General features: G+C 48.7%; 6 protein-coding genes. 1 reads left to right on the top strand and 5 read right to left on the bottom strand.

Translation table 11 applies throughout. From position 1 onward, the window contains the following. Positions 1 to 291 precede the first annotated feature (291 nt). From ACO6VG_RS08440 to ACO6VG_RS08420, 5 genes are all read right to left on the bottom strand, one after another. The gene (locus ACO6VG_RS08440; RefSeq protein ID WP_422473485.1) at positions 292 to 5,217 is read right to left on the bottom strand and encodes a hypothetical protein; all 4,926 of its coding nucleotides are present in this window, start codon (positions 5,215 to 5,217) and stop codon (positions 292 to 294) included. Between the two features lie 210 nt (positions 5,218 to 5,427). Beyond that, positions 5,428 to 10,329, bottom strand: coding sequence for a hypothetical protein (locus tag ACO6VG_RS08435; protein ID WP_422473483.1), 4,902 nt, complete (start codon positions 10,327 to 10,329; stop codon positions 5,428 to 5,430). Positions 10,330 to 10,549: 220 nt separating this feature from the next. Next, the gene (locus ACO6VG_RS08430) at positions 10,550 to 15,415 is read right to left on the bottom strand and encodes a hypothetical protein (RefSeq protein ID WP_422473480.1); all 4,866 of its coding nucleotides are present in this window, start codon (positions 15,413 to 15,415) and stop codon (positions 10,550 to 10,552) included. 185 nt (positions 15,416 to 15,600) lie between these two features. Further along, positions 15,601 to 20,535 carry a hypothetical protein gene (locus ACO6VG_RS08425; RefSeq protein WP_422473478.1) on the bottom strand — a complete coding sequence of 1,645 codons (4,935 nt, stop codon included), beginning with the start codon at positions 20,533 to 20,535 and terminating at the stop codon, positions 15,601 to 15,603. 211 nt (positions 20,536 to 20,746) lie between these two features. Continuing rightward, a complete protein-coding gene (locus ACO6VG_RS08420; RefSeq protein ID WP_422473476.1) occupies positions 20,747 to 25,648 on the bottom strand; it encodes a hypothetical protein in 4,902 nt (1,633 codons plus the stop codon). 373 nt (positions 25,649 to 26,021) lie between these two features. Between ACO6VG_RS08420 and ACO6VG_RS08415 the strand changes: the two genes are divergently transcribed. Then, positions 26,022 to 26,684: a hypothetical protein gene (locus ACO6VG_RS08415; protein WP_422473474.1), complete on the top strand. Its 663-nt coding sequence runs from the start codon at positions 26,022 to 26,024 to the stop codon at positions 26,682 to 26,684. Positions 26,685 to 26,720: the final 36 nt, after the last annotated feature.

Raw genomic sequence — 26,720 nt, 5'->3', positions numbered from 1 at the left:
CACCAGTCTGATTAAGACGAACCTGATCGAATGTGATTTTCGACTTTTTATCCAACAATTAGTTCCCTCCATTGTCAGGGCTAAAAATCCAGACGATGCGTAATATGCTCGCAGGCAGGCTGAGAAAGGTGTGGGTGTCCTGGTCATCTGGTCATACCGAATCCCTTACAGTTTGGACAGTTTATCCAGTCAGTTAGTTCCATCCATTCTGTGAAGACTGGGCAAAACTATAAGATTGACTCCATACCTGCCGAATGGCACGAGGTATTGAGGAGGGCAGGCAATTCAAACTTAATAAAATTCGATGGGGTTGGCCCATTCCCCAAATTCGTCCACAAGCAACGAAGCCCACTCTTCATGAATTTTTATATGTTTTTCCATGTTAGCTCTATAGAGCTTCTGCCAATTTTCCACATCCTGACCTTTACACAACAATGTTATAAATTCCTCGGTTGTTGAAGGGCTAACGGCAACATTTTGATGACGCAAACAGTGTTTGGCTATTATTAATTGACTCTTTTCTGAGCATTCTTCCCAGAATTGATGAATATAGTCCCGGTACTCTTTAAGGTAACTGTCACATAGCCAAGCCTTGTAATGTCGCATTTCAACCAGAGGCAGGGCATCTTTTTTCAGGGATGAGATTGAATTGTTTTTTGTAGTTTCGCTACTTACCTCAGGAATAGCCTTCAAGCAATGGTCATCCACGCTGTTGGCATTGACGCCAAAGTCTATATATTGATCATTGGATTCCGGGAATAGAACGAGGTTAATAACATTTAACATCAACGCCAAAACCGCTTCCCGGGAAAAGTCATTGGGTTTGACGCTGTAGAGTTTGAATAATTCTTCAAATGGATCACCTTGCGTCCCATTATAATCTCCTTTTTCCAGGAATAGGGTTCTGAACTCAAAATACAAATCTTTGAGATCTTTGATTTTGCGATCATAAAATTCCCGATTACTCCTGACAAAATTTATTGCATTGGCAGTGTTTTTAAATTCGATGGAAAAAAGCCCATAAAGAATACGACAAAGTTGCTGTGGATACTTTGTGTTAATTTCATCAACATTTTGGGACAGAATATCACGACTCAAATCATCCAGCAGTGCTGAGTCCCCGCGTAGACAATAGCTTTTGCCCATCAGTTCCAGCCATTGTTGCAGATTGAACTCATTGTGCTCATTAACACACGACTGATACAGGATTCGGGAAAGCTGGTGTGTGCTTTCATATACCAAGCCATCCTGATCATTTTCAACGTGAAAACGGGAATTGTCTAATACCGATGATGAAAACCGCTTACCTTCAAAAGAACATTTGGTGAAAAAGCCGTTCTCAATGGTGGCATTATTTAACAGCTCTGTCTTGAATTTACACCCCTCAAATGAAACGGATTGCAACACTGTGCCATTCATTGAACAGCCTCTGAAATCAATCCCTTTTATATTAAACCCACCCTTCAGCTTAAGACCATCCAGGGAATCCAGCTTGCCCTTCAACAGTTGTGGGTTTTTCTCAATCAGCGACTGAATGCCCTTTTCACCACAAACCTTGACGAGACTTTTGATGCTTTTGTCAAACTGGCTGCCTTCACAGATTATCTCATGGTAAAGGACTGACCAGGATTGCCGAAAAAGCTGTTCCAGCGGGCGCCCATCAGGCCAGTGGCTAAAGCGTTTCTTCAAAATAGACAACAATTGCCGTCGACTTTCGCTAGAGCTGATATCAAGCAGATTCAACTCGTCAAACAAGGACAGAGGGTTGGAAAAACGAGTCTCCTGTGGATTAGCCGAATTATTGTGTTGAATCAAACTCTGGTAGTCACAGGTTGACTGCTTAATGATTTTCTCATTACGAGCAAAGGCGTCCAAACCAAGGGCCTTATTAAACTGACATTGATTATCATAAATTTCTGCATCCATACGGCCGAGTGTTTCAGAAGTCAATTTCATACACATGATCCCATTTTCATAAACCCGCCCTGAATAATCCGCCAGCTCCGCGTCCTCGATGATTCGGGTAAATGCATATCCGGTGTCGCATTTCATCCTGCGCAACGAAGCCCTGGGATTGATATGCCAGGTAGGTTCCATCCCGATCTGAGTACGTCGTTCAAAGGAGCTCAGGGTAGCGTCATTTTTCAGGCTATCGGACACAAATCGTTCTTCTTTTCCTTCCCGATCTGCACAAAATTTTGTATCGTGCGCGGGGCAGAACTTTCTGTCGGGGGTTGCCGAAATGCCTTGGGGCGAGCCCGGACGTAGTTGCACCCAACGTCCTGCGCGAATACGAGAATGGATTTCCCAATCAAGCAATTCTTCGTCACTGAAGTTCAGCAATTCTTTAAGAAACGCTTTTTTGCCGATGTTTACCGGCGTATTGAGATCGGCTGCCACGGCAAGGTTCATATCACCAAGGCAGCCGTGGCAGTCAGCCAGGGCGTCCAGCCATTGCTCCTCCAGGTCGGTGGTATCTGGCCGCTCTCCGTCGATGCCCAGCCCTGCCAGTTCCCTGAACAATGCTTCAACCACTGTTTTACTGTGTCCCGCAAAGGTGAGGGTCAGTTGATTTTCAAAGCTCAGGGCTTCTGGCAGGTTCGGAGGAGAAAACAGAATACTGCCGCCTTCACAGACGACCGATTCGAGTTCAACGGCTCGTACCGGTGAGGCACTCAGGCGGTTAACCTTCAGTTGTTCCGGACTCAAATAACTGACCTTCTGGCCTGTCAATTTGGCAAAACCGTGGCTGAATTCAGCCAGTTCTACTTTCGCTTCAACCTCTTCGCCAATTCTTGAACTGACTCTTGCAGGAAAGACAGGGGCGGGCAATGGCGTTTTAATGACTGGCAGTTTTGCAATGGACGGCAGGTCGGCGGCTAACGACGCCCGGCACTTGTTTGCAATGTCCTGCAGAATCGTCACGGTATTATCAATAGTATCCTGATCCTTTTCGTGCCATCGTGTTTTATCTCCGGTTAACTGCCCCGCCATGCCGTCACAGTCATTGGCCAGGCTGGTCAGGTCACTGCGCCAGTCTCGGTAACGTCTGTTCAGGGCAGAGTTGGTATATCTAACCCGGCTGGCCAGACGGTGCAATCCCCGTTCCAGGGCCAGGTTATCAGCCAGTTTATTGCCCGCTTCCCGGGACAACTTGAGGGTCATCCGGGTGATGGGTTGGCCATTGGCATCCAGTAACTGGCTGATACCGATCTGCCCGCCCCGTATATCCCGGCCTTTGACCGGCAGCCAACCGCCACGGATACCCGCCGCCTCTATCGCCTTGTATTCCGCCATGGATACTCTCTCACCTGCTTCCAGACTGTTGGGAAAGCGGGTGGTCAGCCAGGCAATACGATCGTGAAGGGTCTGCCGTAACCAGCTGCGGTCACCGGGCAGAAAACCACTGTTTTCGATCTGCCGGTCCAGCGCCTGCCAGTCAACCTGACGCAAGATATCTTTCAGGGTATGGCCCAGTAAGTCATCCTCTAATTCTGAAAGAATATCGACGCAGGGGTTATAAATCGGCAACGAGTTCATGGGGGGCGCCTGAGGGTTCCTCAGTTTTTGCAGCAGCAAGGGCATGGAGGAAAAGTCATCCGTTTTCGAGGCGGGCTCTGGTTTTTCAGGACATGGGTAGCGAGTCGCCATCCCGGCATAATCCCAGTGGAACATGACCGGCTCTCCTTCCGGGGTCAGTTCAATGCCCTCCCAGGCACTGTTGACCATATTTTCGTTACCGACAATCACATTGACCAGCAATAATCTGGCCCACTGCTCTTGAGACAGAGAACGCAGTATTGCCTCCCCGCCTTTGAGCTCGCCCTGCCATTGTATGGGGACAGAACTGACTACATAAAAATGACCCTCTTCTTCATGGACAAAGCTCTCAGGTATTGTGATGCCGAGTAGCCCGGCAAGTTTAGCCATCAGCAGCTGGTTGCGGGCACTTAGCTCACAGCTCGCCGGTTTGATGGCATAAACCTGTTGGCTAACGGGGTCGTTGTAAAGCCCCGCCGGCCAGGTGCTCTGGCATTCTTCCATGGCAGCAGCTTGCGGGGTCAGTTTTGCCAGAGAGAAGGACGATTCCTGTGGTTCTGCCAGCTGCCCCGTATAAGGCGTAATCAACTCCCGAACAACACCGGACTGCTCACCTATGCTAAAGAGCTGATAACTGAAGGGCGAAGGGTGGTGCTCCCACTGCTTTTTGGTGTTTTCACACAGGCTGGCGTCACCGATGCTGAAGAAATGTTCGCAGCTTGCGTCACTGTCCTGCAACTTGATCGGATACCAGAGGTCCCCCTGCCTGGCAATCACCCGGCAGACCTCTTCGGCCAGCTCGCGCCATTCTTGCCTCTGCTGATCATCCTGACAGTCAGAAAAACACTCCAGCCGATCCATGTAAAAGCTTCCTCTGACCCGCATAACATCGAGCGTATCGGCGTCATGGAGCAGACTGCGCAGGGTCTGTATCGCCTCGGGCAGATGCTCGCAGCCCTTCGGATTATCCTTGTGGCAAATGGCTTCACCACACTGCCAGGCCAGAGACTGATCCACGCCAAAGTTGCGCAGGTGTTCCCTCAGGTTGTCAGCACTGGCCCGCTCCCACTCCGGCGTATCGTTCCCATCGCCTTCACGACCCGTATCGTGAAAAAGGCAGGCTTTAATCAGCAGGGGTATCATGTCGTCGGGAAATGCCCGCGCCAGACGATCGCCGTGCAGTTTACGCTGTTGTAACAGAGCTACTGCCCAGATTGCCGTTCGGCAACTGTGCTGGAGACCGTGAACCTGGCGGGCAATGGTCTGGGCAGAAGGAAAGATGTTTGATGGGCGATAAGGCTGAAGCAAGGCTGTTTTCGCTACCTGAGTGGATTCAATCAACGATGGATCAATGACCGGCCAATGGGCTGTTTCGGTTGCAGCTATTTTCCGACGTTTTTTTACCGGTTCAATGGTCAGCGTTTCCAGCCCTGTCTCAATTATTTTTGGGGGAATATCAGTGGCGGCTACTTCCTGCCCGACATTTCGCATGCAATGAATATTGGCTGCCTCATCCCGCTTTGCAGAAGCAACATCCGTGGGCATTAACTCTCTACTTATACTCACTTTTCTGGCAAAAGCGGTGCCTGTCTTATCAATATTTTCAGATAAACTTGAGCCGGCAAAAGGCGTCTCTTCTCTTGTTCCACCTACTGTTTTACCGAGGAGCGAATCCATTTTTTTAGCCCTCACTACTGTCCTTGTAATATTGACCTTCTTGAGTCAAACCGAATCCATTGAAACTTGGACAGTTTATCCAGTCAGTTAGTTCCATCCATTCTGTGAAGACTGGGCAAAACTGTGAGATTGGCTCCATACCTGCCGAATCACAACATCACCTTGTCTATTGTTAAAAGTGCCTCACTGAGGAGGGCAGGCAACTCGAACTTAATAAAATTTGGTGGATCTGCCCCATTCGCCAAATTCTTCAACAAGCAACGGAATCAACTCACTCTGAATTTCTACATGTTTTCCGATGTTAGCGAAATGGATGTTGCGCCAATTTTCCTCGCCGTGTTCTTTAGATAACAAATTAAAAAATGCCCCGGTTGTTTTGGGGCTAACGGCAACATTTTGATGACGCAAACAGTGTTTGGCTATTGTTAATTGACTCTCCTCTGAGCATTCTTCCCAGAATTGATGAATATAGTTCCGGTACTCTTGAAGGCGAAACCTGCAAAGACGAACTTTGTAACGTTGCATTTCAACCAGAGGCAGGTCATCTGTGTTACTTTGTGTACTTGTGCTACTTACCTCTGGAATGGCCTTCAGGCAATAGTCATGCACATCGGCACTATTGGTATTGACGCCAAAGTCTATGTACTGATCATTGGATTCAGGAAACAGAACAAGATTAATAACATTTAACATCAACGCCAAAACCGCTTCACGGGAATAATCACTGCGTTTGACGCTATAGAGTTTAAATAATTTATCAAATGGAGTCCCTGATTCACCCAGATATTTTCCTTCTTTCAGGAAGTTGGTTCTGAACTCAAAATACAAGTCTTTGAGATCTTTGATTTTGAGATCATAGAATTTCGGATTATTACTGGCAAAATTTATTGCATTGGCAGTACTTTTAAATTTAATGGAAAAAAGTCCATTAATAATTTTACAAAGTTGCTTTGGATAAGTGTTTTTAATTTCTTCAATGTGTTGGGACAGAATATCCCGGCTTAGATCATCCAGCGGTGTTGAGCCGAAGCGTAGAAAATCACTTTTTCCCATCACCTCCAGCCATTGTTCCAGATTAAACTCATTGTTCTCATTAATGCACGACTGATACAGGATTTGGGAAAGATGACGTGTACTTTCATAGATCACGCCATCCTCATAACCTTCAGAGTGAAAATGGGCATTGTCTAATAGCGATGATGTAAACCGCTGACCTTCAAAAAAACATCCGCTGAAAAAGCCTTTTTCAACAATAGCACTGCTTAACAAATCTATATTGAACTTACACTCCTCAAATGAAACAGATTGCAACACTGTGCCGTTCATTGAACAGCCCCTGAAATCAATCCTTTTTATAAGAGCCCCACCATTCAGCTTAAGACCATCCAGGGAATCCAGCTTGCCCTCCAACAATTGTGGGTTTTGCTCAAACAGCAACTGTATGCCCTCTTCACCACAAACCTTGACGAGACTTTTGATGCCTTTGTCAAACTGGCTGCCTTTACAGGTTATCTCAAGGTAAAGGATTGACCAGGATTGCGGAAAAAGCTGTTCCAGTGGGCGCCCGTCGGGCCAGTGGCTAAAGCGTTTCTTTAGCCTGCGCAACAATGCCTGACCTTCGGGAGAACCCATCTCAAGCAGTTTCAACTCGTCAGACAAGGACACAGGATTGGAAAAACGGATCTCTTGTAAATCACTGTGCTGAATCACACTTTGGTAGTCACCTGCTGACTGCGTAATGATTTTATCATTACGGGCAAAGGCGTCCGAACCAAAGAATCCCGACGCAATTTGGCTTTGGTTGTTATAAATTTGTGCATCCAGACGGCCAAATGTTGCAGAATCCAGGCGCATACACATAAACCCACCTCTATTTTGCCTGGAATTAGCCGCCAGCTCCTCCATGACTCGGGAAAATGCATATTCGGCATCGCATTTCATCCTGAGTGCCGAAACATTCCCGGTTGGATCTATCCCGATCTGGGTACGTCGTTCAAAGGAACACAGGGTCGCTTCATTTTCTAGACTCTCGACCACAAACTTTCCACTGCTGCTTTGCTGCAATGCAGAATAGTTTAGATCGTGCGCGGGGCAGAACTTCCTGGCAGGGTTTGCCTCAATACCATGGGGCAACCCCGGGCGATAATGCACCAGACGTCCTGCGCGAATACGACAATGGATTTCCCAAACCAGTTCTTCGTCACTGAGGTTCAGAAGCTCTTTAAGAAATTTCTTTTTGCGGGTGTTTACCGGAGTATTGATCTTCGCTGCCACGTCAAGGTTCATATCACCAAGGCAACCGTGGTAGTCGGCCAGTGCGTCCAGCCATTGCTCTTCCAGGTCAGGGATATCTGGTCGCTCCCCACCAATGCCCAGCTCTGCCAGTTCCCTGAACAATGCTTCAACCACCGCTTTAGTGTGTCCCGGAAAAGTGAGGATCAATTGATTTTCAAAGCTCAGGGCTTCAGGCAGGTTCGGAGGAGAAAACAGAATACTGCCGCCTTCACAGACGGCCGATTCGAGTTCAACTGACCGAACCGGTGGGGCGATCAGGTTGGCATGATCCATTTGTTCCTGACTCAAATAACTGACGCTCTGGCCTGTCAGTTTGGCAAAACCGCAGCTGAATTCAGCCAGCTGTACTTTCGCTACATCGTTTTTGCCGGTTCTTGAACTGATTCGTGCAGGCAAGGACGTGAAAGGCAGTGGAGTGTCGATGGTTGGCAGTCTTGCAATGGAGGGCACGTCGGCAGCTAACGATGCCCGGCACTTTTTAACAATGTCCCGCAAAATCATCACGGTATTATCAATGGCATAGTGATCCTTTTCGTACCATCGTGTTTTATCTTTGGTTAACTGCTCGGCCATTCCCTCACAGTCGTTGGCCAGGCTGGCCAGGTCACTGCGCCAGTCACGGTAATCGTGGTTCGGGAGGTTTTTGGAATTATTCAAGGCAAAGTTGGCATATTGAACCCGGATGGCCAGACGGTGCAATCCCCTTTCCAGAGCCAGGTTATCTGCCAGTTTATTGCCCGCTTCCCGGGACAACTTGAGGAACATCCGGGTGATGGGTTTGTCATTGGCATCCAGTAACTGGCTAATACCGATCTGCCCGCCCCGGACATCACGGCCTTTAACCGGCAGCCAACCGCCACGGATACCCGCTGCCTCTATCGCCTTGTATTCCGCCATGGATACCCGCTCACCCGTCTCAAGGCTGTTGGGAAAGCGAGTGGTCAGCCAGGCAATACGATCGTGAATAGTCCGCCGTAACCAGCTGCGGTCACCGGGCAGAAAACCGCTGTGTTCGATCAGCCGGTCCAGGGCCTGCCAGTCAACCTGGCGCAAGATATCTTTCAGGGTATGGCCCAGCAAGTCATCATCCAATTGCGCGAGAATATCGACGCAGGGGTTGTGGATCGGGAACGAGTTCATGGGGGGAGCCTTGGGGTCCCGCAGTTTATTCAGCAGCACCGGCATGGAGGAAAAGTCATCCGTTTTGGAGGCAGGTTCTGGCTTCTCGGGACAGGGGTAGCGAGTCGCCAGCCCGGCAAAGTCCCAGTGGAACATCACCGGCTCCCCTTCCGGGGTCAGTTCAATGCCCTCCCAGGCACTGTTAACCATATTTTCATTACCAACAATCACATTAATCAGCAATAATCTGGCCCACTGCTCTGGAGACAAAGAGCGCAGGGTCTCCTCCCCACCTTTGAGCTTACCCTGCCATTCCCCGGGGACACGACTGACCACATAAAAATGCCCCTCTTCCTGATGGACAAAGCTCTGAGGTACTGTGATGCCCAGCAGTCCGGCGAGGTTGGCCATCAGTAACTGGTTGCGGGCACTTAGCTCACAGCTCGTCGGTTTGATGGAATAAACCTGTTGGTTAATGGGATCCTTGTACAGCCCCGTTGGCCAGCTGCCCGAGCAGTCTTTTATGGCAGTAGTTTGGGGGTTCAGTTGTGCCAGTGAGAAAGACGATGCCGATGGTTCTGCCAGCTGTCCGGTATAAGGCGTAATCAGCCCCCGGACAACATTGGACTGCTTGGCTATGCTGAAGAGCTGATAACTGAAGGGCGAAGGATGGTGCTCCCACTGCTTTTTGGTGCTCTCGCACTGGCTGTCGGCACCAATGAAGAAGAAATGTTCGCGGTTTGCAGGACTGTCATGCAAGGTTATCGGATAAAAGAGGTCACCCTGCCCGGCAATCACCTTACAGACCTCTTTGGCCAGCGAGCGCCACTCTTCCCTCTGGTGATCATCCCGACAGGTAGCAAAACACTCCAGCCGGTCCATGTAAAAGCATCCTCTGACTCGCATAACATCGAGCGTATCCGCATCATGGAGCAGGCTGCGCAGGGTCTGTATTGCTTCTGGCAGATGTTTGCAGCCCTTCGGGTTATCCTTGTGGCAAATCGCTTCACCACATTGCCAGGCCAGGGACTGTTCCATGCCACAGTTGCGCAGGTGTTCCCTCAGGTTGTCAGCACTGGCCCGCTCCCACTCCAGCGTATCGCGCCCATCGCCTTCACGACCAGTGTCGTGAAACAGGCAGGCTTTAATCAGCAGGGGGACCATGTGGTCGGGAAATGCTCGCGCCAGGCGATCGCCGTGCAATTTACGCTGTTGCAACAGGGCTACTGCCCAGATTGCCGTCCGGCAACTGTGCTGGACACCATGAACGGGGCGGGCAATAGCCTGTGCATGAGGCACGATAATGTTAGGACAATAATGCTGAAGCAAGGCCGATTTCGCTACCTGAGTGGATTCGATCAACGATGGATCAATGACCGGCAAATGGGCTGTTTCGGTTGCAGCTATTTTCGGACGCTTTTTTACCGGTTCAATGGTCAGCGTTTCCAGACCTGTCGCAATTATTTTCGGGGGAATATCAGTAGCGGCCAGCTTGTGCGCGGTCTTGCGCCGGAAATCATTATTGTCCGCGTCAAACCAGTTTGCAGAAGCAACATCCGTGGGCATTAACTCTCCACTTATACTCACTTTTCTGGCAAAAGCGCTGCCTGTCTTATCAATATTTTCAGATAACCTTGAGTCTTCAAAAGGCGCCTGTTCTCTTGTTCCATCTACTGTGTAACCGGGGAGCGAATCCATTTTTTTAGCCCTCACTACTGTCCTTGTAATACTGACCATTTTTGAGTCAAACCGAATCCATTAAAGCTTGGACAGTTTATCCAGTCAGTTAGTTCCATCCATTCTGTGAAGACTGGGCAAAACTATAAGATTGGCTCCTGGGAGCCTGTTGTCTATTGGCAAAAGTGCAACATTGGGTAAGGCAGGCAATTCGAACTCAATAATAACTGTTGCCTTTACCCTACTTTCCAAAATATTTCTTAAGCAAGAGGTCCCACTCTTTCTTATTTTTTTTATGTTTTCTCATGTTAGCGGTATAGATTTCCTGCCAATTTTCCTCGCCATCTTCTTTAGACAACAAATTTAAAAATTCTCTGGTTGTTGAGGGGCTAACGGCAACATTTTGATGGCGCAAACAGTGTCTGGCTATTGTTAATTGACTCTTCTCTGAGCATTGTTCCCAGAATTTATGAATATAGTTCCGATACTCTTTGAGGCTAAGGTAACAAAGATGAGCTTTGTAACCTTGCATTTTAACCAAAGGCAGATCATCCATGTTGCTTTGTGTACTTTCACTACTTACCTCAGGAATGGCCTTCAGGCAATGGTCATCCGCGCTGTTGGCATTGACGCCAAAGTCTATGTATTGACCACTGGATTCCGGGAATAGAACAAGGTTAATAACATTTAACATCAACGCCAAAACCGCTTCCCGGGAAAAATCATTGTGTTCGAGGATATAGGGGGCGCATAATTCATCAAATGGATCACCTGACGAGTTCTTATAATCTCCTTCTTTCAGGAAGATGGTTCTGAATTCAAAATACAAATCTTTGAGATCTTTGATTGGGCGTTGATAGAATTCCGGATTACTCGAGACAAAATTTATTGCATTGGTAGAACTTTTAAATTTAATGGAGAAAAGTGCATAAATAATTTCACAAAGTTGCTGTGGATATGTTTTTTTAATTTCATCAATATGTTGGGACAGAATATCCCGGCTTAACTCATCCAGCGGTGTTGAGTGACCGCGTAGACAGTCACTTTCCCCCATAACCTCCAGCCATTGTTTCAGATTGAACTCATTGTTCTGATTAACACACGACTCATACAGGATTCTGGAAAGCTTCCGTGTACTTTCATACACTAGGCCTTCTATATCCCTTTCAGGGACAAAACGAACATTGTCCAATAGCGAGGATAAAAGCCGCTTGCCTTCAAAAGAACATTCGCTGAAAAAGCCATTTTCGACAGTAGCGCTGTTTAACAGCTCTGTATTGAATTTGCATTTCTGAAATACAACGGATTGCAGAACTGTACCCTCCATTGAACAGCGACTGAAATCCATCCCTTTAAAAGTATGCTGGATCCCGTCCAGCTTAATACCATCCAGGGAATCCAGCTTGCCCTCCAAGAGATGTGGATTTTGCTCAAACAGCCACTGTCTGTACTCTTCACCACAACACTTGACGAGACCTTCGATCTCTTCGGCAACTTTGCTCTCTTTGCGGGTTGACTGATGGGAACAGGGCTGCTGAAAAAGCTGTTCCAGCGGGCGCCCGTCGGGCCAGTGGCTGAAGCGTTGCTTTAGTGTACCGAACAGTTGCCGCTGTTTTTCGGGAGAACTGATCTCAATTCTGTTCAACTCGTCAAGCAAAGATAAAGGGTTGGAAAAACGAGCTTCCTGTGACTTATCGTGCTGAATCACACTTCTGTAGTCATCAGTTGATTGCGCAATGATTTTCTCATTACGGGCGAAAGCCTCCAAACCGAAGAAATCCCCAAAACATTGGCCGTCATCTCTATAAATTTGTGCATCCGTACGGCCCAGTGTTGCAGAAGTGAAACGCATGTGCATGGCCCTGCCATTTATAGACTTGGAATTATCCGCCAGCTCCTCCATGATTCGGGAAAATGTATATTCAGTGTCGCAGTTCATCCTGCGCGCCGAAGCCTTGGCAGCAATATGCCAAAGCGGTTTTATCCCGATCTGAGTTCGTCGTTCAAAGGAGTTCAGAGCCGCTTCATTTCTCAGGCTGGTCACAATCTGTTCACTTTTCTGTTGCTGCTGCGCACAAAAGTCTAACTCGTGCCCGGGGCAGAACTGCCTGACGGGATTGACCTCAATACCATGGGGCAGCCCCGGGCGGTAATACACCAGACGTCCCGCGCGAATACGATAATGGATTTCCCAATCGAGCAATTCTTCGTCACTGAAATTCAGTAATTCTCTAATAAAGGCTTTTTTGCCGGTGTTTACCGGGGTATTGATATCCGCTGCCACGGCAAGATTCATATCACCCAGACAGCCATGGTAGTCGGCCAGGGCGTCCAGCCATTGCTCCTCCAGATCAAGGATATCTGGTCGCTCCCCACCAATACCCAGCTCTGCCAGTTCCCTGAACAATGCTTCAACCACCGTTTTACTGTGTCCCCCAAAGGTGAGGGTCAGTTGATTTTCAAAACTCAGGGCTCGAGGCAGGCTTGGGGGAGAAAACAGAATACTGCCGCCTTCACAGACGGCCGATTCGAGTTCTACTGCCCGAACCGGTGGGGCGCGGAGGTGGGCAGCCTTCAGTTGTTGCGGGCTCAAATAACCGACGCTCCGGCCTGTCAATTTGGCAAAACCGTGGCTGAATTCAGCCAGTTGCACTTTCGCTTCAACGTCTTTACCGGTTCTTGAACTCACTCTTGCAGGCAAGACCGGGGCAGGCAGAGGCGTTTTGATGGCTGGCAGTTCTGCAATAAACGGCACATTGGTAGCTAACGATGCCCGGCATTTGCTAACAATGTCCTGCAGAATGATCACAGTCTTATTAATGGTCTTGCGATCCTTTGCGTGCCATCGTGTTTTATCTCTGGTTAACTGTTCCGCCATGTCGGCACAGTCATTGGCCAGGCTGGTCAGGTCACTGCGCCAGTCGCGGTAATGGTCGTTCGGGGCGTGCCTGGGATTATTCAGGGCAAAGTTGGTATATTTAACTCGGCTGGCCAGACGGTGCAATCCCCGTTCCAGGGCCAGGTTGTCAGCCAGTTTATTGCCCGCTTCCCGGGACAACTTGAGGGTCATCCGGGTGATGGGTTGGCCATTGGCATCCAGTAACTGGCTGATACCGATCTGCCCGCCCCGTATATCCCGGCCTTTGACTGGCAGCCAACCGCCACGGATACCCGCCGCCTTTATCGCCTTGTATTCCGCCATGGATACCCGCTCACCCGCTTCCAGGCTGTTGGGAAAGCGGGTGGTCAGCCAGGCAATACGATCATGAATAGTCTGCCGTAACCAGCTGCGGTCACCGGGCAGAAAGCCGCTGTGTTCGATCTGCCGGTCCAGGGCCTGCCAGTCAATCTGCCGCAAGATATCCTTCAAGGTATGGCCCAGTAAGTCATCCTCTAATTGTGCAAGAATATCGACGCAAGGGTTGTAGATTGGCAACGAGTTCATGGAAGGTGCCTGAGGGTTTCTCAGTTTTTGCAGCAGCAAGGGCATGGAAGAAAAGTCATCCGGTTTGGGATCAGGCTCTGGTTTCTCCTGACACGGGTAGCGGGTCGCCATCCCGGCATAATCCCAGTGGAACATGACCGGCTCTCCTTCCGGGGTCAGCTCAATGCCTTCCCAGGCACTGTTCACCATATTTTCATTACCGACAATGACATTAATCAGCATTAATCTGGCCCACTGCTCTGGAGCCATAGAGCGCAGCGTCGCCTCCCCGCCTTTGAGCTTGCCCTGCCATTCCCCGGGGACAGAACTGACCACATAAAAATGGCCCTGCTCTTCATGGACAAAGCTTTGAGGAACTGTAATGCCCAGCAGCCCGGCAAGGTTAGCCATCAGCAGCTGGTTGCGGGCGCTAAGCTCACAGCTCGCCGGTTTGATGAAATACACCTGTTGGTCAACGGGGTCGCTGTAAAGCCCCGCTGGCCAGCTGTTCTGACATTCCGTATAGGTAGCAGGCAGGTTCAGTTTTGCCAGGGAGAATGATGATTTCGATGGTTCTGCCAGCTGTCCGGTATAAGGCGCAATCAGCCCCCGGACAACAGCGGACTGTTTACCTACGCTAAAGAGCTGATAACTGAAGGGAGAAGGGTGATGCTCCCACTGCTTTTTAGTTTTTTCGCACCGGCTGGCGTCACCGATACTGAAGAAATGCTCGCGGTCTGTGGGTCTGTCCTGCAATCTAATCGGGTACCAGAGGTCACCCTGCCTGACAATCACCTGGCAGACCTCTTCGGCCAGCAGGCGCCAGTCTTGCCTCTGATAGTCATCCCCAGAGGCAGCGAAACATTCCAGCCGATCCATGTAAAAGAAGTCTCTGACCCGCATAACATCCAGCGTATCTGCGTCATGGAGCAGACTGCGCAGGGTCTGTATGGCTTCTGGCAGATGCTGGCAGCCCTCTGGATTATCCTTGTGGCAAATGGCTTCACCGCACTGCCAGGCCAGGGACTGATCCACGCCGCAGTTACGCAGGTGTTCCCTAAGGTTGTCAGCACTGGCGCGCTCCCACTCCAGCGTATCGTCTCCATCGCCTTCTCGACCCGTATCGTGAAACAGGCAGACTTTAATCAGCAGGGGTATCATTTGGTCGGGAAATTCCCGCGCCAGGCGATCGCCGTGCAGTTTACGCTGTTGCAACAGGGCTACTGCCCAGATTGCCGTCCGGCAACTGTGCTGGACACCATGAACCTTGCGGGCAATTGCCTGTGCAGGAGGCGCGATGCTGTCAGGAGAATAAGGCTGAAGCAAGGCCGTTTTCGCTATCTGGGTGGATTCAATCAACGATGGATCAATGACCGGCCAATGGGCTGTTTCGGTTGCAGCTATTTTCGGACGTTTTACCGGTTCAATGGTCAGCGTTTCCAGACCTGTCTCTATTGTTTTCGGGAGAATATCAGTAGCGGCCCGTTTGTGCCCGATCTTGTGCGAGAAATCATTATTGTCCGCGTCAACCCACTTTGCAGAAGCCACATCTGTGGGCATTAACTCTTCACTTATACTCACTTTTCTGGCAAAAGCGCTGCCTGTCTTATCAATATTTTCAGATAACCTTGAGTCTTCAAAAGGCGCCCGTACTTTTCCTGCGTTGATAGGGAGCAAATCCATTTTTTTAGCCCTCACTACTGTCCTTGTAATTCTGAACTTTTGGAGTCAAACCGAATCCATTACAGTTTTGACAGTTTATCCAGTCAGTTAGTTCCATCCATTCTGTGAAGACTGGGGAAAACTATAAGATTGGCTCCATACCTGCCGAATGGCAGGAGGTGTTGAGGAGGGCAGGCCATTCGAACTTAATAAAATTTGGTGGTTTTGGCCCATTCCCCAATTTTATCCACAAGCAACATACGCCACTTATACTCAATTCCTATATGCTTACTCATGTTAGCGAGATAGATGTCGCGCCAATTTTTCTCGCAGTGTTCTTTAGACAATAACTTAAAAAATGCCCTGGTTGTTAAGGGGCTAACGACAACATTTTGATGAAGCAAACAGTGTTTGGCTATTGTTACTTGACTCTTTTCAGAGCATTCTTCCCAGAATTGATGAATATATTCCCGATACTCTGTAAGGCGATGCATACAAAGATGGGCTTTGTAACGTTTCATTCTATCCAGAGACTCATCATCTGTTTCCGGGCATGAGATTGAGTGGCTTTGTGTACTTCCGCCACTTACCTCTGGAATAGCCTTCAAGCAATGGTCATCCGCGCTGTTGCCATTGATGCCAAAGTCTATGTATTTATCATTGGCTTCAGGAAATAGAACAAGGTTAATAACATTTAACATCAACGCCAAAACCGCTTCCCGGGAATAATCATCGCGTTTAACATTATGGAGGCCAAATAAGTGTGCAAATGGACTACCTTGACTACAATATTCTCCTTCTTTCAGGAAGATGGTTCTGAACTCAAAATACAAGTCTTTAAGATCTTTGATCTTGCGATCATAGAATTTCGGGTTATTTTCAACAAAACTTATTGCATTGGCAGCATTTTCAAATCTAATGGAAAAAACCCCATAAATAATATCAGAAAGTTGCTGTGGATAACTTTTTTTAATTATTTCAATATGTTGGGATAGAATATCCCGACTCAAATCGTCCAATGGTGTTGGACCGCAGCGCAGACAATGACTTTTCCCCATCACTTCCAGCCATTGTTTCAGATTGAACTTATTGTCATCATTAACACACGATTGATACAGGATTTGGGAAAGCCGGTGTGTACTTTCACATACCCGGCCATCCTTATTACTTTCAACGTCAAAACGGGCATTGTCTAATATCGATGATGAAAACCGCTTACCTTCAAAAGAACAGTTGGTGAAAGCACCATCTTCAATAATGGCACTGTTTAACAGCTCTGTATTGAATTTACACTCGTCAAATGAAACGGATTTCAACACCGTGCCGTTCATTGAACAGCGGCTGAAATCAATCCCGGTTAATTCACGCTTGATCCATCCCTTAGACAGGCTCCCTTTCGGCTCTATACCATCCAGGGAATCCAATCTTCCCTCCAACAGTTTTGGGTTTTGCTCAAGCAGCGACTGAATACCCTTTTCACCAAAGACCTTGATGAGATTTTTAATGTTTTCGTCAACCGAACTGTCTTCGGAGATTAACTCATGGTAGTGGGCTGACCAGGATTTCCGAAAAAGCTGTTCCAGCGGACGCCCATCAGGCCAGTGGCTAAAGCGTTTCTTCAAAATAGACAGCAATTGCCGTCTACTTTCGCTAGAGCTGATATCAAGCAGATTCAACTCGTCAAACAAGGACAGAGGGTTGGAAAAACGAGTCTCCTGTGGATTAGCTGGATTATTGAGCTGAATCAAACTCTGGTAGTCACAGTTTGACTGCTTGATGATTTTCTCATTACGAGCAAAGGCGTCCAAACCAAGAGCCTCATTAAACTGGCATTGATTATCATAAACTTCTGCATCCATACGGCCGAGTGTTTCAGAAGTCAATTTCATACACATGATCCCATCTTCATGAATCCGCTCTGAATAATCCGCCAGCTCGCCGTCCTCGATGATTCGGGTAAATGCATAACCGGTGTCGCATTTCATCCTGGCCAACGAAGCGCTGGGATGGATATGCCAAGTGGGTTCTATCCCGATCTGAGTACGTCGTTCAAAGGAACTCAGGGTAGCGTCATTTTTCAGGCTATCGGTCACAAATCGTTCTTCTTTTCCTTCCCGATCTGCACAAAATTTTGTATCGTGCGCGGGGCAGAACTTTCTGGCGGGGGTCGCCGAAATGCCATGGAGAAACCCCGGACGCAATTGCACCCAACGTCCTGCGCGAATACGAGAATGGATTTCCCAATCAAGCAGTTCTTCGTCACTGAAGTTCAGCAATTCTTTAAGAAACGCTTTTTTGCCGATGTTTACCGGCGTATTGAGATCCGCTGCCACGGCAAGGTTCATATCACCAAGGCAGCCATGGCAGTCAGCCAGGGCGTCCAGCCATTGCTCCTCCAGGTCGGTGGTATCCGGTCGCTCCGCACCAAGGCCCAGCCCTGCCAGTTCCCTGAACAATGCTTCAACCACCGATTTACTGTGTCCCCCAAAGGTGAGGGTCAGTTGATTTTCAAAGCTCAGGGCTTCTGGCAGGTTCGGAGCAGAAAACAGAATACTGCCGCCTTCACAGACGACCGATTCGAGCTCAACGGCTCGTACCGGTGAGGCACTCAGGCGAGTAACCTTCAGTTGTTCCGGACTCAAATAACTGACCTTCTGGCCTGTCAATTTGGCAAAACCGTGGCTGAATTCAGCCAGCTCTACTTTTGCTTCAACTTCTTCGCCGATTCTTGAACTGACTCGTGCCGGTAAGGCCGGGAAAGGCAGAGGCGTTTCGATGGTTGGCAGTTTTGCAATGGACGGCAGGTCGGCGGCTAACGACGCCCGGCATTTGTTTGCAATGTCCTGCAGAATTGTCACGGTATTAGCAATGCTATCCTGATCCTTTTCGTGCCATCGTGTTTTATCTCTGGTTAACTGCTCCGCCATGCCGTCACAGTCTTTGGCCAGGCTGGTCAGATCACTGCGCCAGTCGCGGTAAAATCTGTTCAGGGCAGAGTTGGTATATTTAACCCGGCTGGCCAGACGGTGCAATCCCCGTTCCAGGGCCAGGTTATCAGCCAGTTTATTGCCCGCTTCCCGGGACAACTTGAGGGTCATCCGGGTGATGGGTTGGCCATTGGCATCCAGTAACTGGCTGATACCGATCTGCCCGCCCCGTATATCCCGGCCTTTGACTGGCAGCCAACCGCCACGGATACCCGCCGCCTCGATCGCCTTGTATTCCGCCATGGATACCCGCTCACCCGCTTCTAGGCTGTTGGGAAAGCGGGTGGTCAGCCAGGCAATACGATCATGAATAGTCTGCCGTAACCAGCTGCGGTCACCGGGCAGAAAACCGCTGTGTTCGATCTGCCGGTCCAGGACCTGCCAGTCAATCTGCCGCAAGATATCCTTCAAGGTATGGCCCAGTAAGTCATCCTCTAATTGTGCAAGAATATCGACGCAAGGGTTGTAGATTAGCAAAGAGTTCATGGGAGGTGCCTGAGGGTTTCTCAGTTTTTGCAGCAGCAAAGGCATGGAAGAAAAGTCATCCGGTTTGGGGTCAGGCTCTGGTTTCTCCGGGCACGGGTAGCGGGTCGCCATCCCGGCATAATCCCAGTGGAACATGACCGGCTCCCCTTCCGGGGTCAGTTCAATGCCTTCCCAGGCACTGTTGACCATATTTTCGTTACCGACTATCACATTAATCAGCAATAATCTGGCCCACTGTTCTTGAGACAGAGAGCGCAGCGTTGCCTCCCCGCCTTTGAGCTTGCCCTGCCATTGTTTGGGAACAGGACTGACTACATAAAAATGACCCTCTTCCTGATGGACAAAGCTTTGCGGAACTGTGATGCCCAGCAGCCCGGCGAGGTTGGCCATAAGTAGCTGGTTGCGGGCGCTTAGCTCACAGCTCGCCGGTTTGATGGAATAAACCTGTTGGCTAACGGGATCGCTGTAAAGCCCTGCTGGCCAGGTGCTGCTCCGGCATTCTTCCATGGCCACACTTTGCTGGGTCAGTTTTGCCAGAGAGAAGGACGATTCCTGTGGTTCTGTCAGCTGTCCGGTATAAGGCGTAATCAACTCCCGGACAACACCGGACTGCTCACCTATGCTAAACAACTGGTAACTAAAGGGTGAAGGGTGGTGCTCCCATTGCTTTTTGGTGTTTTCACACAAGCTGGGGTCACCGATGCTGAAGAAATGCTCGAGGTCTGTATTGCTGTCCTGCAACTTGGTCGGGTACCAGAGGTCACCCTGCCTGGCAATCACCTGACAGACCTCTTCGGCCAGCAGGCGCCATTCTTGCCTCTGCTGATCATCCTTACAAGTAGCAAAACACTCCAGCCGATCCATGTAAAAACTTTCTCTGACCCGCATAACATCCAGCGTATCTGCATCGTGGAGCAGACTGCGCAGGGTCTGTATCGCCTCGGGCAGATGCTCGCAGCCCTTCGGATTATCCTTGTGGCAAATGGCTTCACCACACTGCCAGGCCAAGGACTGATCCACGCCGAAGTTGCGCAGGTGTTCCCTCAGGTTGTCAGCACTGGCCCGCTCCCACTCCAACGTATCGAACCCATCGCCTTCACGGCCCGTGTCGTGAAACAGGCAGATTTTGATTAGCAGGGGTATCATTTGGTCGGGAAATTCCCGCGCCAGGCGATCGCCGTGCAGTTTACGCTGTTGCAACAGGGCTACTGCCCAGATTGCCGTCCGGCAACTGTGCTGGACACCATGAACCTCGCGGGCAATTGCCTGTGCAGGAGGCGCAATGCCTTCAGGACAATAAGGCTGAAGCAAGGCCGTTTTCGCTACCTGAGTAGATTCAATCAACGATTGATCAATGACCGGCCAATGGGCTGTTTCGGTTGCAGCTATTTTCGGACGTTTTACCGGTTCAATGGTCAGCGCTTCCAGCTTTGTCTCTATTATTTTCGGGAGAATATCAGTAGCGGCCCGTTTGTGCCCGGTCTTGTGCGAGAAATCATTATTGTCCGCGTCAACCCACTTTGCAGAAGCCACATCCGTGGGCATTAACTCTTCACTTATACTCACTTTTCTGGCAAAAGCGCTGCCTGTCTTATCAATATTTTCAGATAACCTTGAGTCGTTAAAAGGCGCCTGTACTTTTCCTGCGTTGATAGGGAGCAAATCCATTTTTTTAGCCCTCACTACTGTCCTTGTAATTCTGAACTTTTGGAGTCAAACCGAATCCATTATTGATTTAGACAGTTTATCCAGTCAGTTAGTTCCATCCATTCTGTGAAGACTGGGCAAAACTGTGAGATTGGCTCCACACCTGCCGAATCGCAACATCACCTTGCCTATTGTTAAAAATGCCACATTGAGGAAGGCAGGCAATTCAAGCTCAATAAGTACCTAACCAGTTGGTTTGGTCCTGCTCTCCAAAATTTTCCAAAAGCAAGCGATTCAATTCATCCTCATTTTTTTTATGTTTATCCATGTTAGCGCGATAGATTTCCTGCCAATATTGCTCGTCGTGGTCTTGAGACAACAAATCTCTAAATTGCTTGGTTGTTTTGGGGCTAACGACAACATTTTGATGAAGCAAACAGTGTTTGGCTATTTTTAATTGACTCTTTTCTGAGCATTCTTTCCAGAACCGATGAATACGGTTCCGGTATTCTTTAAGCTGAGATTTACAGAGAAGAGCTTTATAACGTTGCATTTCAACCAGAGGCAGGCCATCTGTGTTGCTTTGTGTACCTTCGCTACCTACCTCAGGAATGGCCTTCAAGCAACCGTCATGCTCATCCGCACTGTTGGCATTGACGTCAAAGTCTATGTATTTATCATTGGATTCAGGAAACAGAACAAGGTTAATAACATTTAACATAAGCGCCAAAAGCGCTTCTCGGGAATAACTTTTGTTTGGTCCATAATCGGACCTAAAAAATCTTCCAAATGGATCACCTGATAACCCTATTTTAGAACCTCCTTCTTTCAGGAAGATGCTTCTGAAATCAAAATAAAAATCTTTGAGATCTTTGATTTTGTGATCATAGAATCCAGGATTATTCCAGACAAAATTTATCGCATTGGCAGTATTTTGAAAATTAATGAAAAAAAGTTCATAAATAATTTTACAAAGTTGCTTTGGATAGATTCTGGAAATTTCATCCATATGTTGGGACAGAATATCCTGGGTTAAATCATCCAGTGGTGCAGAACCGGATTGTAGAAAACTACTTTTAAGCATCACCTTCAGCCATTGTTCCAGATTAAAATTATTGTGCTGATTAACACACGACTGATATAAGATCCGGGAAAGCTGGCGTGTTCTTTCACACGCCAGGTCATCCCTCCCAGATTCAGGGTTAAAACGGACATTGTCTAATATCGATGATGAAAACCGCTTACCCTCAAAAGAGCATTCGGTGAAAAAGCAACCTTTAACAATGGCTCTGTTTAACAGCTCTGTATTGAATTTACATTCCCAAAAAAGAAAGGATTGCAACACTGTGCCATTCATTGAACAGCCGCTGCAATCAAACCCTTCAAGAGCACACATCCACCCATTCAGATTAAAGCCATCCAGGGAATCCAGCCTGCCCTTCAACAGTTGTGGGTTTTGCTCAAACAACGACTGTATGCGCTCTTCGCCGCAAGCCTTGACGAGACTTTTGATGCCTTCGTCAAACTGGCTGCCTTTACGGGTTATCTCATGATAAAAGGCTGACCAGGATTGCGGAAAAATCTGTTCCAGTCGGCGCCCGTCGGGCCAGTGGCTAAAGCGTTTCTTTAGTGTACCCAGCAATTGCCGGTGTCTTTCAGGAGAACTAATCTCAAGTTTGTGCAACTCGTCAAACAAGGAGAGAGGATTGGCAAAACGGGTTTCCTGTGTCTCATCGTCCTGAATCACACGTCTGTAGTCATCGGTTGACTGAGCGATAATTTTCTCGTTACGGGCGAAGGACTCCAAACCAGAGAAATCCGCCAGGTATTGGCTTTGATCGGCATAAATTTGTGCATCCATACGGCCGAGTGTTGCAGAAGTCAGGAGCAAACACGTAACCCCACCACAGCGGTACCCGGAATTATCCACCAGCACCGCTATGACTCGGGAAAATGTGTATTCGGTGTTGCATTTCATCCTGCGTGACGAAGCCACGGCACTTTCATGCCCAAGCGGTTCCATCCCAATCTGGGTACGTCGTTCAAAGGAGCTCAGGGTAGCATCATTCTCCAGGCTACCGGCCACAACCTCTTCACTGTTCCTTTGCCGCTGCGCATGAAAGTTTGTATCGTGTACGGAGCAGAACTTCCCGGCAGGGTTTGTCTCAATGCCATGGGGCAACCCTGGGCGGTAGAACACCAGACGCCCTGCACGAATACGACAGTGGTTTTCCCAATTGAGCAATTCTTCATCACTGAAGTTCAGTAATTCTTTAAGAAAGGCTTTTTTGCGGGTTTTTACCGGGGTATTGATATCCACTGCCACATCAAGGTTCATATCACCAAGGCAGCCGTGGTAATCGGCCAGGGCGTCCAGCCATTGTTCTTCCAAGTCGTTGATATCCGGCCGCTCTCCACCAATACCCAGCTCTGCCAGTTCCCTGAACATTGCTTCAACCACTGCTTTGCTGTGTCCCCTAAAGGTGAGGGTCAGCTGATTTTCAAAGCTCATGGCCTCAGGCAGGCTCGGGGGAGAAAACAGAATACTGCCACCTCCACAGACGGTCGATTCGAGTTCTACTGCCCGAACCGGTGGGTCACTGAGGTAGGCAGCATCCAGTTGTTCCGGACTCAAATAACCGACACTCTGGCCTGTCAGTTTGGCAAAACCGTGGCTGAATTCCGCCAGTTGCACTTTTGCTTCAACGTTTTTGCCGGTTCTTGAACTAACTCTTGCAGGTAAGGCCGGGAAAGGCAGAGGAGTTTCGATGGTTGGCAGTTTTGCAATGGAAGGCCGGTCGGCGGCTAACGACGCCCGGCACTTGTTAGCAATGTCCTGCAGAATCCTCACGGTATTATCAATTGTATCCTGGTTCCTTTCGTGCCATCGTGTTTTATCTCCGGTTAACTGCTCCGCCAAGCCCTCACAGTCATTGGCCAGGCTGATCAGGTCGCTGCGCCAGTCGCGGTAATGTCTGTTCAGGGCAGAGTTGGTATATTTAACCCGGCTGGCCAGACGGTGCAATCCCCGTTCCAGGGCCAGGTTATCAGCCAGTTTATTGCCCGCTTCCCGGGACAGCTTGAGGGTCATCCGGGTGATGGGTTGGCCATTGGCATCCAGTAACTGGCTGATACCGATCTGCCCGCCCCGGATATCGCGGCCTTTGACCGGCAGCCAACCGCCACGGATACCTGCCGCCTCTATCGCTTTATATTCCGCCATGGATACCCGCTCACCCGCCTCCAGGCTGTTGGGAAAGCGGGTGGTCAGCCAGGCAATACGATCATGAATAGTCTGCCGTAACCAGCTGCGGTCACCGGGCAGAAAACCGCTGTGTTCGATCTGCCGGTCCAGGACCTGCCAGTCAATCTGCCGCAAGATATCCTTCAAGGTATGGCCCAGTAAGTCATCCTCTAATTGTGCAAGAATATCGACGCAAGGGTTGTAGATTAGCAAAGAGTTCATGGGAGGTGCCTGAGGGTTTCTCAGTTTTTGCAGCAGCAAAGGCATGGAAGAAAAGTCATCCGGTTTGGGGTCAGGCTCTGGTTTCTCCGTGCACGGGTAGCGGGTCGCCATCCCGGCATAATCCCAGTGGAACATGACCGGCTCCCCTTCCGGGGTCAGTTCAATGCCCTCCCAGGCACTGTTGACCATATTTTCGTTACCGACTATCACATTAATCAGCAATAATCTGGCCCACTGTTCTTGAGACAGAGAGCGCAGCGTTGCCTCCCCGCCTTTGAGCTTGCCCTGCCATTGTTTGGGAACAGGACTGACTACATAAAAATGACCCTCTTCCTGATGGACAAAGCTTTGCGGAACTGTGATGCCCAGCAGCCCGGCGAGGTTGGCCATAAGTAGCTGGTTGCGGGCGCTTAGCTCACAGCTCGCCGGTTTGATGGAATAAACCTGTTGGCTAACGGGATCGCTGTAAAGCCCTGCTGGCCAGGTGCTGCTCCGGCATTCTTCCATGGCCACACTTTGCTGGGTCAGTTTTGCCAGAGAGAAGGACGATTCCTGTGGTTCTGTCAGCTGTCCGGTATAAGGCGTAATCAACTCCCGGACAACACCGGACTGCTCACCTATGCTAAACAACTGGTAACTAAAGGGTGAAGGGTGGTGCTCCCATTGCTTTTTGGTGTTTTCACACAAGCTGGGGTCACCGATGCTGAAGAAATGTTCGAGGTCTGTATTGCTGTCCTGCAACTTGGTCGGGTACCAGAGGTCACCCTGCCTGGCAATCACCCGGCAGACCTCTTCGGCCAGCAGGCGCCATTCTTGCCTCTGCTGATCATCCTGGCAGTCAGCAAAACACTCCAGCCGATCCATGTAAAAACTTTCTCTGACCCGCATAACATCCAGCGTATCTGCATCGTGGAGCAGACTGCGCAGGGTCTGTATCGCCTCGGGCAGATGCTCGCAGCCCTTCGGGTTATCCTTGTGGCAAATGGCCTCACCACACTGCCAGGCCAGGGACTGATCCACGCCGAAGTTGCGCAGGTGTTCCCTCAGGTTGTCAGCACTGGCCCGCTCCCACTCCAACGTATCGAACCCATCGCCTTCACGGCCCGTGTCGTGAAACAGGCAGGTTTTGATTAGCAGGGGTATCATTTGGTCGGGAAATTCCCGCGCCAGGCGATCGCCGTGCAGTTTACGCTGTTGCAACAGGGCTACTGCCCAGATTGCCGTCCGGCAACTGTGCTGGACACCATGAACCTCGCGGGCAATTGCCTGTGCAGGAGGCGCAATGCCTTCAGGACAATAAGGCTGAAGCAAGGCCGTTTTCGCTACCTGAGTAGATTCAATCAACGATTGATCAATGACCGGCCAATGGGCTGTTTCGGTTGCAGCTATTTTCGGACGTTTTACCGGTTCAATGGTCAGCGTTTCCAGCTCTGTCTCTATTATTTTCGGGAGAATATCAGTAGCGGCCCGTTTGTGCCCGGTCTTGTGCGAGAAATCATTATTGTCCGCGTCAACCCACTTTGCAGAAGCCACATCTGTGGGCATTAACTCTCCACTTATTCTCACTTTTCTGGCAAAAGCGCTGCCTGTCTTATCAATATTTTCAGATAACCTTGAGTCTTCAAAAGGCGCCCGTACTTTTCCTGCGTTGATAGGGAACAAATCCATTTTTTTAGCCCTCACTACTGTCCTTGTAATTCTGAACTTTTGGAGTCAAACCGAATCCATTATTGATTTAGACAGTTTATCCAATAATTAGTTTCAGCCATTATCAGGGCTAATTTACTGACTTTTTATATCCTCGGGCTCAATAAAGCCCAGATAGAGATTAAAGAATTTTTTCCAAAATTTATCGGTTTAGTTTAGCCGCGACCTGTGTTGCAGATTTGCCATGACACATCTCATTATTTGAAAATTGTTAAGATTACATTTACGAAAAATATTGCATCAATAGAAAATTTCAGGAGAACCTGGCCTTAGGTTGAAAACTGGCAAATCATGCATATCCTTAAAGGCAATCAACTTTAAGGAGTATTCAAAAATGTTAAAAACACTGACTCAAATGTTATGTGCATGGACCATATTATCGTGCAATGCTTTGTATGCTAATGAGGAGCTGAATAAATTATATTACCGATTTTCAACTCAAAAAATGCCCGAATTGTTTGACTCTATCCAAAGTGCATTGAATGAGTCACCCGAAATCTCTCAAAGAGCAAAAGTTAAAGACTTGGCGCTGGTTACCAAAAAAGCCTATAAAACCTGGTATAAAAGTCTGGAAACACTTACTCCGGTTGAAGCAGGAACTGCAGCAAATCTAATAAGGAATAATTTATCAACAGTATACTTTGAGCAAAAAGTTGATGAGTTTCTATCCTCTAAAAGCCATATGATTAGTTGGGAAATCCCTATTTATCATCAGATAATTAACATAATGATCGGCGTATGGGGCGGAGTGTTTTTCGAAAATGAGAACCTGGCCAAAATAAGAAAAGAAATTTATCATTTATTCACTTGTGATGATCATGATTGCTCTGAAATTGCTGAAAAATTTTCTTCCCAACATGATGAAGATGTAACTCTTGCAATACAAAGGTATTTTGAGTGCAAAAAAACAAAAGGTTCAGCTTATGGTCCCCATCTGGCTGAATTATGCGAATTGATTAATAACGATAACTTTTATAAGTCGACATACTTTGCATAAGTACTGTAAGCAACCATTTTTGGACAGGCATCCGTT

Source organism: Endozoicomonas sp. ALB032 (assembly GCF_049310125.1).
Taxonomy (GTDB): Bacteria; Pseudomonadota; Gammaproteobacteria; order Pseudomonadales; family Endozoicomonadaceae; genus Endozoicomonas_A.
The sequence above is the reverse complement of the archived record's forward strand: the minus strand, read 5'-3'. Positions and strand labels throughout refer to the sequence as shown.